General features: G+C 37.7%; 20 protein-coding genes. All 20 read left to right on the top strand.

The window, feature by feature from the left end:
• The first annotated feature begins 8 nt into the window (after window positions 1-8).
• The 20 genes from tuf to rplE all read left to right on the top strand — a co-directional run bounded on the left by tuf (window position 9) and on the right by rplE (window position 14,042).
• Window positions 9-1,196 carry an elongation factor Tu gene (gene tuf, locus MKY02_RS21170; protein WP_038179057.1) on the top strand — a complete coding sequence of 396 codons (1,188 nt, stop codon included), beginning with the start codon at window positions 9-11 and terminating at the stop codon, window positions 1,194-1,196.
• 146 nt (window positions 1,197-1,342) lie between these two features.
• A complete protein-coding gene (locus tag MKY02_RS21165) occupies window positions 1,343-2,026 on the top strand; it encodes a response regulator transcription factor (protein ID WP_340711704.1) in 684 nt (227 codons plus the stop codon).
• Between the two features lie 6 nt (window positions 2,027-2,032).
• Entirely contained in the window at window positions 2,033-3,058 is a 1,026-nt protein-coding gene (locus tag MKY02_RS21160) for a sensor histidine kinase (RefSeq protein ID WP_038179058.1), read from the top strand.
• Between the two features lie 99 nt (window positions 3,059-3,157).
• Window positions 3,158-3,919 (top strand): ABC transporter ATP-binding protein, encoded by a 762-nt coding sequence (locus tag MKY02_RS21155; protein ID WP_038179060.1) that lies wholly within the window; start codon window positions 3,158-3,160, stop codon window positions 3,917-3,919.
• Window positions 3,909-5,897 (top strand): FtsX-like permease family protein, encoded by a 1,989-nt coding sequence (locus MKY02_RS21150; RefSeq protein ID WP_038179062.1) that lies wholly within the window; start codon window positions 3,909-3,911, stop codon window positions 5,895-5,897. The genes MKY02_RS21155 and MKY02_RS21150 overlap by 11 nt, the downstream gene beginning before the upstream one ends.
• Before the next feature lie 125 nt (window positions 5,898-6,022).
• Window positions 6,023-7,339: a Na+/H+ antiporter family protein gene (locus MKY02_RS21145; protein WP_038179064.1), complete on the top strand. Its 1,317-nt coding sequence runs from the start codon at window positions 6,023-6,025 to the stop codon at window positions 7,337-7,339.
• 314 nt (window positions 7,340-7,653) lie between these two features.
• Window positions 7,654-7,962 (top strand): 30S ribosomal protein S10, encoded by a 309-nt coding sequence (gene rpsJ, locus MKY02_RS21140; protein WP_004233624.1) that lies wholly within the window; start codon window positions 7,654-7,656, stop codon window positions 7,960-7,962.
• A gap of 47 nt (window positions 7,963-8,009) precedes the next feature.
• Complete coding sequence (rplC, locus tag MKY02_RS21135; protein ID WP_038179068.1) at window positions 8,010-8,639, top strand: 50S ribosomal protein L3; 630 nt, start codon at window positions 8,010-8,012, stop codon at window positions 8,637-8,639.
• Between the two features lie 26 nt (window positions 8,640-8,665).
• Window positions 8,666-9,289 carry a 50S ribosomal protein L4 gene (rplD, locus tag MKY02_RS21130; RefSeq protein ID WP_038179069.1) on the top strand — a complete coding sequence of 208 codons (624 nt, stop codon included), beginning with the start codon at window positions 8,666-8,668 and terminating at the stop codon, window positions 9,287-9,289.
• The gene (rplW, locus tag MKY02_RS21125; protein ID WP_038179071.1) at window positions 9,289-9,570 is read left to right on the top strand and encodes a 50S ribosomal protein L23; all 282 of its coding nucleotides are present in this window, start codon (window positions 9,289-9,291) and stop codon (window positions 9,568-9,570) included. The genes rplD and rplW overlap by 1 nt, the downstream gene beginning before the upstream one ends.
• A 41-nt stretch (window positions 9,571-9,611) precedes the next feature.
• Window positions 9,612-10,442, top strand: coding sequence for a 50S ribosomal protein L2 (rplB, locus tag MKY02_RS21120; RefSeq protein ID WP_038179073.1), 831 nt, complete (start codon window positions 9,612-9,614; stop codon window positions 10,440-10,442).
• A 60-nt stretch (window positions 10,443-10,502) separates the two neighbouring features.
• Window positions 10,503-10,784: a 30S ribosomal protein S19 gene (gene rpsS / locus MKY02_RS21115; RefSeq protein WP_038179075.1), complete on the top strand. Its 282-nt coding sequence runs from the start codon at window positions 10,503-10,505 to the stop codon at window positions 10,782-10,784.
• Window positions 10,785-10,805: 21 nt separating this feature from the next.
• Window positions 10,806-11,150 carry a 50S ribosomal protein L22 gene (gene rplV, locus MKY02_RS21110; protein WP_038179077.1) on the top strand — a complete coding sequence of 115 codons (345 nt, stop codon included), beginning with the start codon at window positions 10,806-10,808 and terminating at the stop codon, window positions 11,148-11,150.
• A 3-nt stretch (window positions 11,151-11,153) separates the two neighbouring features.
• Window positions 11,154-11,810 carry a 30S ribosomal protein S3 gene (gene rpsC, locus MKY02_RS21105; protein ID WP_038179079.1) on the top strand — a complete coding sequence of 219 codons (657 nt, stop codon included), beginning with the start codon at window positions 11,154-11,156 and terminating at the stop codon, window positions 11,808-11,810.
• Between the two features lies 1 nt (window position 11,811).
• Window positions 11,812-12,246 (top strand): 50S ribosomal protein L16, encoded by a 435-nt coding sequence (rplP, locus tag MKY02_RS21100; protein ID WP_038179080.1) that lies wholly within the window; start codon window positions 11,812-11,814, stop codon window positions 12,244-12,246.
• Window positions 12,236-12,436: a 50S ribosomal protein L29 gene (gene rpmC, locus MKY02_RS21095; protein WP_038179082.1), complete on the top strand. Its 201-nt coding sequence runs from the start codon at window positions 12,236-12,238 to the stop codon at window positions 12,434-12,436. The genes rplP and rpmC overlap by 11 nt, the downstream gene beginning before the upstream one ends.
• Window positions 12,437-12,453: 17 nt before the next feature.
• Window positions 12,454-12,717, top strand: a complete 264-nt coding sequence (gene rpsQ / locus MKY02_RS21090; protein ID WP_038179084.1) for a 30S ribosomal protein S17 — start codon at window positions 12,454-12,456, stop codon at window positions 12,715-12,717.
• Between the two features lie 42 nt (window positions 12,718-12,759).
• Window positions 12,760-13,128: a 50S ribosomal protein L14 gene (rplN, locus tag MKY02_RS21085; protein WP_038179086.1), complete on the top strand. Its 369-nt coding sequence runs from the start codon at window positions 12,760-12,762 to the stop codon at window positions 13,126-13,128.
• Window positions 13,129-13,164: 36 nt separating this feature from the next.
• Window positions 13,165-13,476: a 50S ribosomal protein L24 gene (gene rplX, locus MKY02_RS21080; RefSeq protein WP_038179088.1), complete on the top strand. Its 312-nt coding sequence runs from the start codon at window positions 13,165-13,167 to the stop codon at window positions 13,474-13,476.
• Between the two features lie 26 nt (window positions 13,477-13,502).
• A complete protein-coding gene (gene rplE / locus MKY02_RS21075; RefSeq protein WP_038179089.1) occupies window positions 13,503-14,042 on the top strand; it encodes a 50S ribosomal protein L5 in 540 nt (179 codons plus the stop codon).
• Window positions 14,043-14,062: the final 20 nt, after the last annotated feature.

The raw sequence follows: 14,062 nt of genomic DNA, 5'->3' as shown, positions 1-14,062 counted from the left end.
ATTTTCTAATGGCTAAAGAAAAATTTGACCGTTCTAAAACGCATGCTAACATTGGTACAATCGGACACGTTGACCATGGTAAAACAACTTTAACTGCTGCAATCGCTACAGTTCTTTCTAAAAAAATGGGTGGAGAAGCTAAGTCATACGCTGATATCGACAACGCTCCAGAAGAAAAAGAACGTGGTATCACAATCAATACTTCTCACGTAGAATACGAAACTGATACTCGTCACTACGCTCACGTAGACTGCCCAGGACACGCCGATTATGTTAAAAACATGATCACTGGTGCTGCTCAAATGGATGGCGGTATCTTAGTAGTATCTGCTGCTGATGGTCCAATGCCACAAACTCGTGAACACATCCTTTTATCTCGTCAAGTAGGTGTTCCATACCTAGTAGTATTCATGAACAAATGTGATATGGTTGACGACGAAGAACTACTTGAATTAGTAGAAATGGAAGTTCGTGACCTATTATCTGAATATGATTTCCCAGGCGATGATCTTCCTGTAATTAAAGGTTCTGCTCTTAAAGCTCTTGAAGGCGAAGCAGAATGGGAAGAAAAAATCGTTGAATTAATGGACGCTGTTGATTCTTATATCCCAACTCCAGAACGTCAAACTGACAAACCATTCATGATGCCAGTAGAGGATGTATTCTCTATCACTGGTCGTGGTACAGTTGCAACTGGCCGTGTTGAACGTGGTCAAGTTAAAGTCGGCGACGTAGTAGACATCGTTGGTATTGCTGAAGAAGCTAAACAAACAACTGTAACAGGTGTTGAAATGTTCCGTAAATTATTAGACTACGCTGAAGCTGGAGACAACATTGGTGCTCTTCTTCGTGGTGTAGCTCGTGAAGATATCCAACGTGGACAAGTACTTGCTAAACCAGGTTCAATCACTCCACACACAGACTTCAAAGCTGAAGTTTATGTTCTTTCTAAAGAAGAGGGTGGACGTCATACTCCATTCTTCTCAAACTACCGTCCTCAGTTCTACTTCCGTACAACTGACGTAACTGGTGTTTGTAATCTTCCTGAAGGCGTAGAAATGGTTATGCCTGGAGATAACATCGAAATGACTGTTTCTTTAATCTCTCCTATCGCTCTTGAAGAAGGTACTAAGTTCTCTATCCGTGAGGGTGGACGTACTGTAGGCGCTGGCGTTGTAGCTTCAATCACTAAGTAATTTCTATTACTTTTTTTAAAACCATCTCGTGACGACGAGATGGTTTTTTTGTTTATAAATTTATTAAAGTTTTCCCTTTTATTGGAGAAAACTTTTTTTATTTGAGCTATTTCTTGTACAATATAGTAGGAGAGGGTGAATGTATGATAAAAGTTTTTATTATTGAAGATGATCAGGCTATTTTTGATATAATTCGAGAAAGATTCAGTCAGTGGTCTATGGAAGTTACAAAACCGAGGGATTTCCAAAAAGTGATGGAAAGCTTTCATGATACAACTCCGCAACTAGTTGTTATTGATATTCAGTTGCCTGCATTTGATGGTTTCCACTGGTGTCGTGAAATTCGCCATATTTCAAAAGTGCCGATTATCTTTTTATCTTCACGAGACCATCCTATGGACCAAGTTATGGCTATGCAAATGGGCGCAGATGATTTTATACAAAAACCATTTAATATGGATGTACTGTTAGCTAAAGTACAAGCCCTTGTAAGGAGGACGTACGATTATAAACAAGAAAGACTACATACGATAATATGGAATGGAGCTACCATTGATTATTCAAGAGGTACCATTTTTCAACAAGAACGTTTAGTTGAATTAACTAAAAATGAATTGTTTATTTTAAGAATTTTAATTGAACATTTAAATCAAATTGTATCTCGTGATGAATTAATGAGAAAGCTATGGGATGATGAACGGTTTGTTAATGACAATACGTTATCAGTTAATGTGAATCGTTTGCGCTTAAAGCTTGAAGAAATTGGATTGGAAGATGTTATTCTTACAAAAAAAGGACTGGGCTATATGGCTATTACCAAGGAGGTCTGATTTGTAGTGTTTTTAATATTTCTTAAGGAAAGAAGGTCGTGGATTCTTTTTTTTATAGTCATTCAGCTGTGGTTAAATTTAGTGCTTTTTTTAGATGTGGGATTATCTAGTGTATCAGCAGTTTATCTTAATTTAACTAATACAGTCTTATTTATAGTGTTTTTAATGTGGCGATATTTAAAAGAGACCAAATCAATTCGTAGACTGAAACATTTCCTGGGAAATGATTTAGATATAGAAAGTGTTCTTCCTGCTCGTTCAGAAAAATTATCGAGTTTTGAAACAGTATTTTTCGATGTGATTGAAAATGTAGAAGTAATAAGACAAGAACAAATAAACAATGTACATGTTGAGTTTTCAGAAGATAAGGATAGAGCATTAGGCTGGATTCATGAAGTGAAGACACCTTTAACTGCGATGAAGCTTTTGATTGACTCATTAGAAGAAAATAATTTAAAGAAACGTCTTGAAATTGAATGGTTAAGAATTCATTTGCTACTCGATCAAGAATTACATCATATTAGACTTTCTTCAATTGAGAATGACAACAGGATAGAGATAATATCGATTAGGCAAACAATACTGAGAGAGATTAAGAATTTGCAAACTTGGTGTATTGAGAAAGGTATTGGCTTTGATATTCAAAATCTTGATGCTGAAGTACTGACTGATCAAAAATGGACATCCTTTATTATACGTCAATTACTTTCTAATGCAGTGAAATATAGTAATGATAATTCAGATATACAGATATACGCATCAAAGGATTTAGACGGTCATGTATATCTATATATTAAAGACTCAGGTATAGGGATTAGCCAAGCTGACTTGCCACGCATTTTTAATAAGTCTTTCACCGGTGAAATTGGTCGACATCAGACTGCATCAACTGGAATGGGGTTATATTTGGCCAAAAATGCAGCATCAAAATTAGGTATCCAAATATTTGTACAATCTGAAGAGAACGTCGGGACAGTCTTTTCCTTACGTTTTCCTTTGAAAAATGAGTTCGTTAAAATCATGAGTAGATGACGAAAATGTCACCTACTCTTTTTGTTTGTCATGTTAATCAAACGATTCTTTTTTTAAAATTCTATAGAATGGTCATATAAGCGAGAGGGAGGAAATGTAATGGCTATTTTAAAAGCACGTAAAGTTAAAAAAGTATATGGACGTAAATTAACTGCTCAAGAAGTCTTGAAGGGTATTGATATAGAGGTTAATGAAGGAGAATTTGTTGGTATCATGGGTCCATCAGGTTCTGGAAAGACGACTTTGTTAAATGTTCTATGTTCGATCGATAATGCGACGGAAGGTGTCATAGAAATTGACGGTAATGATTTAAGGAAGATGAAAGAGAAAGAACTATCGAAGTTTCGCAGGGAACAATTAGGTTTTATCTTTCAAGACTATAACTTATTAGATACATTAACTGTGAAAGAGAATATATTACTACCTCTATCTATTAGTAAAGTATCGAAATCTGAAGCTGAGAGTCGCTTCAATACATTAACAGATTTATTAGATATACGTGAATTGGCTAATAAATATCCGAATGAAATATCGGGTGGGCAAAAACAAAGGACATCTGCGGCACGTGCCCTCATTTCTAATCCGTCCATCGTTTTTGGGGATGAGCCAACAGGTGCACTAGATTCAAAATCAGCTACAGCTCTTCTAGAAAACTTAGCTACTATTAATGAAAAGCAAAGGGTGACAATTATGATGGTTACCCATGATCCAGTGGCAGCAAGTTTTTGTAGTCGAGTATTGTTCTTGAAAGACGGCCAACTCTATACAGAGCTATATAAAGGTGAAAAAAATCGTAAAATGTTCTTCCAAGAAATTATGAATACGCAAGGTGTCTTAGGCGGTGACGGTTATGACGATTAGTCAACTTGTACTCAGAAGTATGAAAAAGAATATTACACACTATTATTTATACTTTTTTGCGCTGATCTTTAGTGTGACATTGTACTTTTCATTTGTGACTTTGCAATTTAACCCAAGTATTTTAGAAATGACAAAGGAAAGTCCAACAGGTACAGCAGGGTTTAAAGCTGCCTCGGTTATGTTAGTTTTCATTGTGACGTTTTTTGTAATTTACGCAAATCATTTATTTATGAAACGTAGAAGTAAGGAAATTGGTTTATATCAATTGATTGGTATGTCTAAGGGAGTAGTTGTCCGTCTATTATCAATTGAAAATATGCTGTTATGGTCTGGTGCAACGGCTATAGGCGTAAGTATTGGTTTTTTAACATCACGGGTATTTGCAATGATTCTATTAAAGCTAATTACTAAAGAGGCACTTGTGGAAATTGCATTTTCTTCACAGGCACTTTTTCAAACACTTGTTGTTTTCTTAATTTTATTAATAGTAATAACCATTCAAACTATTTTCGTGATTCGTCGTTCAACTTTACTTGATTTGTTTTCTGCAAGTAAAAAGGGTGATACGCGTGTGAAACGTTTTGGATTGTTTCAAATGTTATTAGGTCTAGTAGGCTTAGTATTAATTACCTTTGGATATTATAAATCAGCACATTTATTTGATTTTGATTCCGCCACTATTAATCAGTTAGTAATAAAGATGATTATAATATTGGCTTCCACTATTACAGGGACTTTCTTCGTTTTCCGTTTTTCAGTATCTTTAATTATGAATATTATTCGTAAAGGAAAGAAAGGGCACTTATCATTAACTGACGTATTGGCATTAACGCCTATTATGCATCGTATGAAAGGGAATGCGAAGTCTTTAACGCTTATTACAGTAATGACTGCTGTTGCTTTAGCTATTATGTCCTTGTCTTATATTGCGTATTACTCAGCAGGTGCAAGTGCTAAGCAATATGTTCCATTTGATGTCATAACTTTAAATGAACAAAATAAAATGTTTGAAGAACACCTAAGCAATGAAAATATAATCTATAAAAAATATGAGTTTTCCTTGTTGAATGTAGATATTGATATTTCAAGCTTGATGAAGAAACCTATATCTAGTGATATTAAAGAAAATATACGACTTGATTCCATAGTGACAAAGTTAAGCGATATGAAGAAAGTCTACCCTAAAGCTAGTTTAAAAGAGGGTGAAGCTTATCTAGTAGGATATAGCGGTATGCTTGCAGAATTAATGCCTCTAGAAGTTGGTAAGTCTATGACTGTGCATACAACAGAAGGCAAATCAAAACTAAAAATGATCGGACTTGAAAAGGCGGGTATTATTACAAGTCAACTTTCATATGGTAGTGCAGCTATTGTTGTAACAGACCAATATTTCGATAAGTTATCAACAGATTCCGAAATTCAGAAGAACTCCATTTGGTATGAGCAAGAAGGTTACTCATTTGAAGAAAAAGATTTGGAGAAGGTTCAAGGAATATATATAAAGACAACCAATGGTGGGAAATTCACTACAAAGGATACAAAGGGGAAAGAAAAACAATTTTTTGCATGGACTCAGGAAGGTAATAAAACTGATGCATTAGAATTATGGGGTAATGTCATTTTCATTACAGCATTCCTCGGTCTCGCATTCTTACTGGCAACGGGCAGTGTTTTATACTTCAAGCAAATGTCCGATGCAGAAGATGAAAGAGAGTCTTATACAGTTCTTCGTAAAATCGGCTTTACGAAGTCAGAGATTATGAAGGGAATTTATATGAAGCAAGCTTTTAACTTCGGTGTACCACTTCTAATTGGGTTACTACACAGTTATTTTGCGGTTAAATCAGGCTGGATGCTATTTGGTACAGAGTTAACAACACCATTAATTCTGACAATGAGTATTTACGCGTTACTTTATTCGGTATTTGCATTGTTGTCTGTTACGTATTACCGCAAAGTTGTAAATGAAAGTTTATAATTACAGAAAAAATCCCATGTAGAGTATTACTTTATGTGGGATTTTTTTATTGACATTAATAATTAATCTACTTATAATTACTTTATCGAACTAGAGAACTAGAGTATGAAAGTGAAGTGTGAATTATGAATGCAGTAATTATAGCGATAGCTGTCATGTTGATATTAAGCTTATTACGTATAAATGTTGTTCTTTCACTTGTATTAGGTGCGTTTGCAGGTGGCCTAACAAGTGGTATGGGAATTTCTAAAACTGTAGAAACATTTACAGAAGGGTTAGGTGCAGGGGCAACAATAGCTTTGAGTTACGGATTATTAGGTGGTTTTGCAATCGCCATTTCAAAAACAGGAATTCCAGAGTTAATGATTGCTTCGATTCTGAAACTTTTAAATAAAAACGGTGCAAGCAATAAACAAGGATTAGTGAAGGCTTTAATCTTCTTTTTAATTTTTGCAATGGCCGTATTCTCTCAAAACTTAATTCCGATTCATATAGCATTTATTCCGTTATTAATTCCGCCAATTTTGAAAATCCTAAATATGCTTGAAGTAGATCGCCGAATTATCTCAACAATTATTGCAGTTGGTTTAGTGGGCACATATAGTTTTGTACCTTCAGGATTCGGTTCTATTTTCCAAGAGATTATAGCGACTCAAGTAACGAAGGCTGGCATGGAAGTATCCGTAAGTGATGTTCCTATTGCAATGGCTATTCCGGTGTTAGGTATGCTTATTGGTTTAGTTGTTGCATTATTCTTCTATCGTAAACCTCGACGCTACGAAGAAGCGGGTGTTGAAACATCTCCTTTAGAACTAAAGGTTAGCAAAAGAGTGATTATTTCAACTATCATTGCATTAATTGCAGCTCTCTATACACAGATTACAACTGATTCTATGATTGTTGGTGCATTTGCAGGTATTACCATTATGTACGTTACTGGAGCTTTAAAATGGAGAGAAGCGGATGAAGTTTTAACAGATGGAATGCGCATGATGTCATTTATCGGATTTGTTATGATTGCAGCAAACGGCTTTGCATCTGTTATAAATGCAACAGGAGATATAGATAGCCTTATTAACAGTTCATTAAGTATTTTAGAAGGTAATACTAGCTTAGCGGTATTGGTAATGCTAATTATTGGTTTAATCGTGACGATGGGGATAGGTTCATCTTTTGCAACAATTCCAATTATAGCGACGTTATTTGTACCGTTATCTGTTGAACTAGGATTAAGTCCATTAGCGATTATGTGTTTGATTGGAACAGCAGGTGCTTTAGGAGATGCTGGATCGCCTGCATCAGATACGACACTCGGACCAACTGCGGGTCTAAATGTTGACGGTCAGCACAATCATATTTGGGATACATGTGTACCAACATTTATCTTCGTAAATATTCCACTCATCATCTTTGGCTGGATTGCTTGTGTATTTTTCTTATAATAGTAAGGATGCAATTCGAATTGAATTGCATCCTTTTTTATTACATATAATTTGCAATATAGCTGTATTTTTTATATACTTGGAATCTGCTGAAGAGCAAAAGATGAGGATAACATAGAATAAACGTGACATTGAAAAGAGTTTAGCAAAAAGACTTGCTTATTCTTTTTTTTATGTGTATAATATCAAATGTTGGTCTTCGACTGCGATGAAGCGGGAGGTTGCCGACACACCCGGCCGCATTGCCATGGCGCGTGTGACGGAGAAATTTCCGTGGAGAATGTCTAGGAAATAGGCGAAAAGGAGGGAAAATAATGGCAAAACAAAAGATCCGTATCCGTTTGAAAGCATATGATCATAGAATTCTTGATCAATCTGCTGAGAAAATTGTGGAAACTGCTAAACGTTCAGGTGCAAGTGTATCAGGTCCGATTCCACTTCCAACTGAAAAATCGGTGTACACAATTCTGCGTGCCGTGCATAAGTACAAAGATTCTCGTGAGCAATTCGAGATGCGTACTCATAAACGTCTGATCGATATCGTTAACCCAACACCACAAACTGTTGACGCGTTAATGAAACTTGATTTACCATCTGGCGTTGATATTGAAATCAAACTTTAATGGTAAAAATGAAAATAGAAAAACAATAATCACAGGAGGTGTGACAAATGACCAAAGGAATCTTAGGTAGAAAAATCGGTATGACGCAAGTTTTTGCTGAGAACGGTGATTTAATTCCTGTAACTGTAGTTGAAGCTACTCCAAACGTAGTTCTTCAAAAGAAATCAGTTGATACAGATGGTTACGAAGCGATCCAAATCGGTTTCGAAGATAAGCGTGAAAAGCTTTCTAACAAACCTGAAAAAGGACACGTAGCTAAAGCAAGCACTGCTCCTAAGCGCTTCATCCGCGAAATCCGCGATGTAAACTTAGCTGAGTACGAGGTTGGTCAAGAAGTCAAAGTTGAAATTTTCGCAGAAGGCGATGTAGTAGATGTAACAGGTGTTACTAAGGGTAAAGGTTTCCAAGGTGTTATTAAACGCCACGGACAATCTCGTGGTCCTATGTCCCACGGTTCTCGTTACCACCGTCGTCCTGGTTCAATGGGTCCAGTTGCTCCGAACCGCGTATTCAAACAAAAGAAATTACCTGGTCAAATGGGTGGCGGAGTTGTTACAATCCAAAACTTAGAAATCGTAAAAGTTGACGTTGAACGCAACTTACTACTTATTAAAGGTAATGTTCCTGGTTCTCGTAAAGCATTAGTAACAGTAAAAGCTGCTATTAAAGCTAACTAACTTACCGAAGAAAGGAGGAAACAGGAATGACAAAAGTATCTTTGCTTAGTCAAACGGGTTCTTCTGTTGGTGAAATCGAATTAAACGATGCAATCTTCGGAATTGAACCAAACCAAAACGTGTTATTCGACGCAGTAATCGCTCAACGCGCTTCATTACGTCAAGGTAACCATAAAGTAAAAAACCGTTCTGAAGTTGCTGGTGGTGGTCGTAAACCATGGAAGCAAAAAGGAACAGGCCGTGCTCGTCAAGGTTCTATTCGCTCTCCACAATGGCGTGGTGGTGGTGTAGTATTCGGTCCAGTACCTCGTAGCTATAGCTACAAACTACCGAAAAAAGTACGTCGTTTAGCTCTTAAATCAGCTCTATCTGCTAAAGTATTAGAAACTAATTTCTTAGTATTAGATGCTCTTAAACTAGACGCACCAAAAACTAAAGATTTCGTAAAAGTTCTTAAAGATCTTTCAATCGAATCTAAAGCATTATTCGTAACTGCTAATTTAGATGAAAACGTAGCATTATCTGCTCGTAACATCCAAGGCGTTACTGTTGTACCAGCTGCTGGTATTAACGTTCTTGATCTTTTAGGTCACGAAAAAGTAGTTTTCACTAAAGCTGCTGTAGAAAAAGTTGAGGAGGTGCTTGGTTAATGGAAGCACGTGATATTTTAAAACGTCCTGTCATTACTGAGCGTTCTTCAGAACTAATGGCAGAAAACAAATATACATTTGAAGTTGACACTCGTGCCAACAAAACTGAAGTTAAAGACGCTGTTGAATCTATCTTTGGTGTTAAAGTTGAGAAAGTAAACATCATGAACTACAAAGGTAAATACAAACGCGTAGGTAAATTCGGTGGTTATACAAACAAACGCCGTAAAGCAATCGTTAAATTAGTTGCTGGCAACGAAATCGAATTATTCGAAATGTAATTTTCGTTCATAATTGAACAATAAAGAAGGAGGGAACTCAAATGGCGATTAAAAAGTATAAGCCTACCTCAAATGGTCGTCGTAACATGACGTCATCTGACTTTGCTGAAATCACAACTAACAAGCCTGAGAAATCATTGTTAGAGCCGACTAAACGCAAAGCTGGTCGTAATAACCAAGGTAAAATCACTGTTCGTCATAATGGTGGTGGCCATAAACGCCAATATCGTGTCATCGATTTCAAACGTTTGAAAGATGGCATTCCAGGACGCGTTGCTACTATCGAATATGATCCAAACCGTTCTGCAAACATCGCATTAATTAATTATGCAGATGGTGAAAAACGCTACATCCTAGCACCTAAAGGTCTAGTTGTAGGAATGACAATTATTTCAGGTGCAGATGTTGATATTAAAGTAGGTAACGCGTTACCACTTGAAAATATTCCAATGGGTACTACAATCCATAACATCGAAATGAAACCTGGTAAAGGTGGACAATTAGTACGTTCTGCTGGTACATCAGCTCAAATCCTTGGTAAAGAGGGTAAATACGTAATAGTTCGTCTTCAATCTGGCGAAGTTCGCATGATTCTTGCTACTTGCCGTGCTACAATCGGTCAAGTTGGTAACGAACAACACGAATTAATCAACATCGGTAAAGCAGGTCGTACTCGTTGGTTAGGCAAACGCCCAACTGTACGTGGATCTGTAATGAACCCGAACGATCACCCACACGGTGGTGGTGAAGGACGTTCTCCAATCGGACGTAAATCACCAATGACACCATGGGGTAAACCAGCTCTTGGTTATAAAACTCGTAACAAGAAAAACAAATCCGACAAACTTATCATTCGTCGTCGTAAAAAATAAAGTGATTAGACTGCGGTTCGTTGAAAGAACCGTAGTGGGATCACGGAGGGAGGCTCCAATATGGGTCGCAGCTTGAAAAAAGGACCTTTTGTAGATGACCACTTAATGAAAAAAGTGGAAGCACAAGAGGCTTCTGAGAAAAAACAAGTTATCAAGACTTGGTCTCGCCGTTCTACTATCTTCCCGAACTTTATCGGACTAACTATCGCTGTATATGATGGACGTAAACATGTTCCTGTATACGTGACTGAAGATATGGTAGGTCATAAACTAGGTGAGTTCGCACCAACACGCACATATAAAGGTCATGGTGCAGATGATAAGAAAACATCAGTACGCTAATATGAGGGGAGGTAAATCCTGATGCAAGAAGCTAAAGCTATTGCTCGCACAGTTCGCATTGCTCCTCGTAAAGTCCGCTTAGTGGTTGATTTAATCCGAGGCAAGCAAATTGGCGAAGCGGTTGCAATTTTACGTCACACTCCAAGAGCAGCGTCTCCTGTAGTTGAAAAAGTACTAAAATCTGCAGTTGCAAATGCTGAACATAACTATGATTTAGATGTAAATAACCTAGTTATTTCAGAAGTATTCGTTGATGAAGGTCCAACGTTAAAACGTTTCCGTCCACGCGCACAAGGACGTGCAAGCGCAATTAACAAACGTACAAGCCACATTACTCTAGTGGTATCTGAGAAGAAGGAGGGATAATACGTGGGTCAAAAAGTACATCCAATAGGATTACGTGTTGGTGTCATTCGTGATTGGGAATCTAGATGGTACGCTGAAAAAGAGTACGCTACTTTACTTCATGAAGACATTAAAGTACGTAAATACATTGAAACAAGCTTAAAAGAAGCTTCAGTTTCTAAAGTAGAAATCGAACGCGCTGCAAACCGTGTTAATATTACAATTCACACTGCGAAACCAGGTATGGTTATTGGTAAGGGCGGTACTGAAGTGGAATCACTTCGTAAAAACCTTGGCAAAATCACTGGTAAACGCGTTCACATCAATATTGTTGAAATCAAACGTGCGGATCTTGACGCTAAATTGGTTGCAGAAAACATTGCTCGCCAATTAGAAAACCGTGTATCATTCCGTCGTGCACAAAAACAAACTATTCAACGCACAATGCGTGCAGGCGCTAAAGGGATTAAAACTCAAGTATCTGGTCGTCTAGGCGGCGCTGATATTGCGCGTGCTGAACATTATAGTGAAGGAACTGTTCCGCTTCATACTCTTCGTGCTGACATTGATTATGCTCATGCAGAAGCTGACACTACTTATGGTAAATTAGGTGTTAAAGTATGGATCTACCGCGGTGAAGTCCTTCCAGTGAAGAAGAACTCTGAGGAAGGAGGCAAATAATATGTTATTGCCAAAACGCGTAAAATACCGTCGTGTACACCGCGGAAAAATGCGTGGAGAAGCGAAAGGCGGTAAAGAAATTGCATTCGGCGAATTCGGTTTACAAGCAACTGAAGCTAGCTGGATCACTAACCGTCAAATCGAAGCTGCACGTATCGCGATGACTCGTTACATGAAACGTGGCGGTAAAGTTTGGATTAAAATCTTCCCACATAAACCATATACGAAAAAGCCTCTAGAAGTGCGTATGGGTTCAGGTAAAGGTGCTCCTGAAGGATGGGTAGCAGTAGTTAAACCAGGAAAAATTATGTTCGAAATCGGAGGCGTTTCTGAGGAAATCTCTCGTGAAGCACTTCGTTTAGCATCTCATAAGCTTCCTGTGAAATGTAAGATCGTTAAACGTGAAGAAATTGGTGGTGAATCTAATGAAAGCTAATGAAATCCGTGAACTTACAACAGCAGAAATCGAAACTAAAGTAAAATCACTGAAAGAAGAGCTTTTTAACCTTCGCTTCCAATTGGCGACTGGTCAATTAGAAAACACAGCTCGCATCCGCGAAGTACGCAAAGCAATTGCGCGTATGAAAACTGTGATTCGTGAAAGAGAAATCAGTGCAAATAACTGATAAAGGAGGTTTGCAGCATGACTGAGCGTAACCAACGCAAAGTTTACACTGGCCGCGTAGTTTCAGATAAAATGGATAAAACTATCTCAGTTTTAATTGAAACTCACAAAAAGCATAAGCTTTATGGCAAACGTGTAAAATACTCTAAGAAATTCAAGGCGCATGATGAAAACAACGAAGCAAAAGTTGGAGATATCGTCCGCATTATGGAAACTCGTCCGCTATCAGCTACTAAACGTTTCCGTTTGGTTGAAGTAGTAGAAAAAGCGGTTATTATCTAATTAAATTTCGGAACTAACAACGTCCGAAGGGAGGTAACCTAAGTGATCCAACAAGAAACCCGTTTAAAAGTTGCTGACAACTCAGGTGCGAAAGAAGTATTAACTATCAAAGTACTTGGTGGTTCTGGACGTAAAACTGCGAACATCGGTGATGTAATCGTATGTACTGTCAAGAAAGCAACACCAGGTGGCGTTGTCAAGAAGGGTGAAGTAGTTAAAGCTGTAATCGTTCGTACGAAAAGCGGCGTTCGTCGTAAAGACGGTACTTACATCAAATTCGATGAGAACGCATGTGTAATCATCAAAGATGACAAATCACCACGCGGAACTCGTATTTTCGGACCTGTAGCACGTGAATTACGTGACAACAGCTTCATGAAAATCGTATCTTTAGCTCCGGAAGTTCTTTAATTTTCATGAAAGTGCCAATCAAGGAGGTGCGACAGAATGCATGTTAAAAAAGGCGACAAGGTAAAGGTTATTTCAGGTAAAGAAAAAGGCAAAACAGGTGTAATTCTTGCTGCTTTCCCTAAAAATGATCGTGTACTAGTTGAAGGTGTAAACATCGTCAAAAAACACGTGAAACCTAACCAAGTTAACCCACAAGGTGGAATTGTCAGCCAAGAGGCAGCAATTCACGTTTCGAACGTAATGCTAATCGATCCAAAATCTGGCGAGCCGACTCGCGTAGGTTATAAAATCGAAGATGGCAAAAAAGTTCGTGTAGCAAAAAAATCAGGTGCAGTAATCGATAAATAAGTTATAGAGAAGGGAGGTACAAACACATGAGCCGCCTAAAAGAAAAATTTGTAAACGAGGTTTCACCTGCTCTTATGAGCAAGTTTGAATATACATCAGTTATGCAAGTTCCTAAAGTTGACAAAATCGTTATTAACATGGGTGTTGGTGACGCAGTTCAAAACTCTAAAGTTCTTGACTCAGCTGTTGAAGAATTAGCATTAATTACAGGTCAAAAACCTGTTATTACTAAAGCTAAAAAATCTATCGCAGGTTTCCGTCTTCGTGAAGGAATGCCAATCGGTGCGAAAGTTACATTACGCGGTGAGCGTATGTATGACTTCTTGGATAAACTAATCGCTGTTTCTCTTCCACGTGTACGTGACTTCCGTGGTGTTTCTAAAAAAGCATTTGACGGTCGCGGTAACTATACTCTTGGTATTAAAGAGCAATTAATCTTCCCAGAAATCGACTACGATAAAGTTTCTAAAGTACGCGGTATGGATATCGTTATCGTAACTACTGCGAACTCTGATGAAGAAGCTCGCGAGTTACTAACTCAATTCGGTATGCCGTTCCAAAAGTAATAAAACAAGGAGGGCGAAAA

The organism is Viridibacillus sp. FSL R5-0888, from assembly GCF_038009105.1.
GTDB lineage: Bacteria > Bacillota > Bacilli > Bacillales_A > Planococcaceae > Viridibacillus > Viridibacillus arenosi.
The sequence above is the reverse complement of the archived record's forward strand: the minus strand, read 5'-3'. Positions and strand labels throughout refer to the sequence as shown.

Excerpts from the sequence above, each read along its gene's own strand:
- tuf (WP_038179057.1), top strand. The coding sequence starts at position 9 with ATGGCTAAAGAAAAATTTGACCGTTCTAAAACGCATGCTAACATTGGT.
- MKY02_RS21155 (WP_038179060.1), top strand. The coding sequence starts at position 3,158 with ATGGCTATTTTAAAAGCACGTAAAGTTAAAAAAGTATATGGACGTAAA.
- MKY02_RS21150 (WP_038179062.1), top strand. The coding sequence starts at position 3,909 with ATGACGATTAGTCAACTTGTACTCAGAAGTATGAAAAAGAATATTACA.
- MKY02_RS21145 (WP_038179064.1), top strand. The coding sequence starts at position 6,023 with ATGAATGCAGTAATTATAGCGATAGCTGTCATGTTGATATTAAGCTTA.
- rpsJ (WP_004233624.1), top strand. The coding sequence starts at position 7,654 with ATGGCAAAACAAAAGATCCGTATCCGTTTGAAAGCATATGATCATAGA.
- rplC (WP_038179068.1), top strand. The coding sequence starts at position 8,010 with ATGACCAAAGGAATCTTAGGTAGAAAAATCGGTATGACGCAAGTTTTT.
- rplD (WP_038179069.1), top strand. The coding sequence starts at position 8,666 with ATGACAAAAGTATCTTTGCTTAGTCAAACGGGTTCTTCTGTTGGTGAA.
- rplW (WP_038179071.1), top strand. The coding sequence starts at position 9,289 with ATGGAAGCACGTGATATTTTAAAACGTCCTGTCATTACTGAGCGTTCT.
- rplB (WP_038179073.1), top strand. The coding sequence starts at position 9,612 with ATGGCGATTAAAAAGTATAAGCCTACCTCAAATGGTCGTCGTAACATG.
- rpsS (WP_038179075.1), top strand. The coding sequence starts at position 10,503 with ATGGGTCGCAGCTTGAAAAAAGGACCTTTTGTAGATGACCACTTAATG.
- rplV (WP_038179077.1), top strand. The coding sequence starts at position 10,806 with ATGCAAGAAGCTAAAGCTATTGCTCGCACAGTTCGCATTGCTCCTCGT.
- rplP (WP_038179080.1), top strand. The coding sequence starts at position 11,812 with ATGTTATTGCCAAAACGCGTAAAATACCGTCGTGTACACCGCGGAAAA.
- rpmC (WP_038179082.1), top strand. The coding sequence starts at position 12,236 with ATGAAAGCTAATGAAATCCGTGAACTTACAACAGCAGAAATCGAAACT.
- rpsQ (WP_038179084.1), top strand. The coding sequence starts at position 12,454 with ATGACTGAGCGTAACCAACGCAAAGTTTACACTGGCCGCGTAGTTTCA.
- rplX (WP_038179088.1), top strand. The coding sequence starts at position 13,165 with ATGCATGTTAAAAAAGGCGACAAGGTAAAGGTTATTTCAGGTAAAGAA.
- rplE (WP_038179089.1), top strand. The coding sequence starts at position 13,503 with ATGAGCCGCCTAAAAGAAAAATTTGTAAACGAGGTTTCACCTGCTCTT.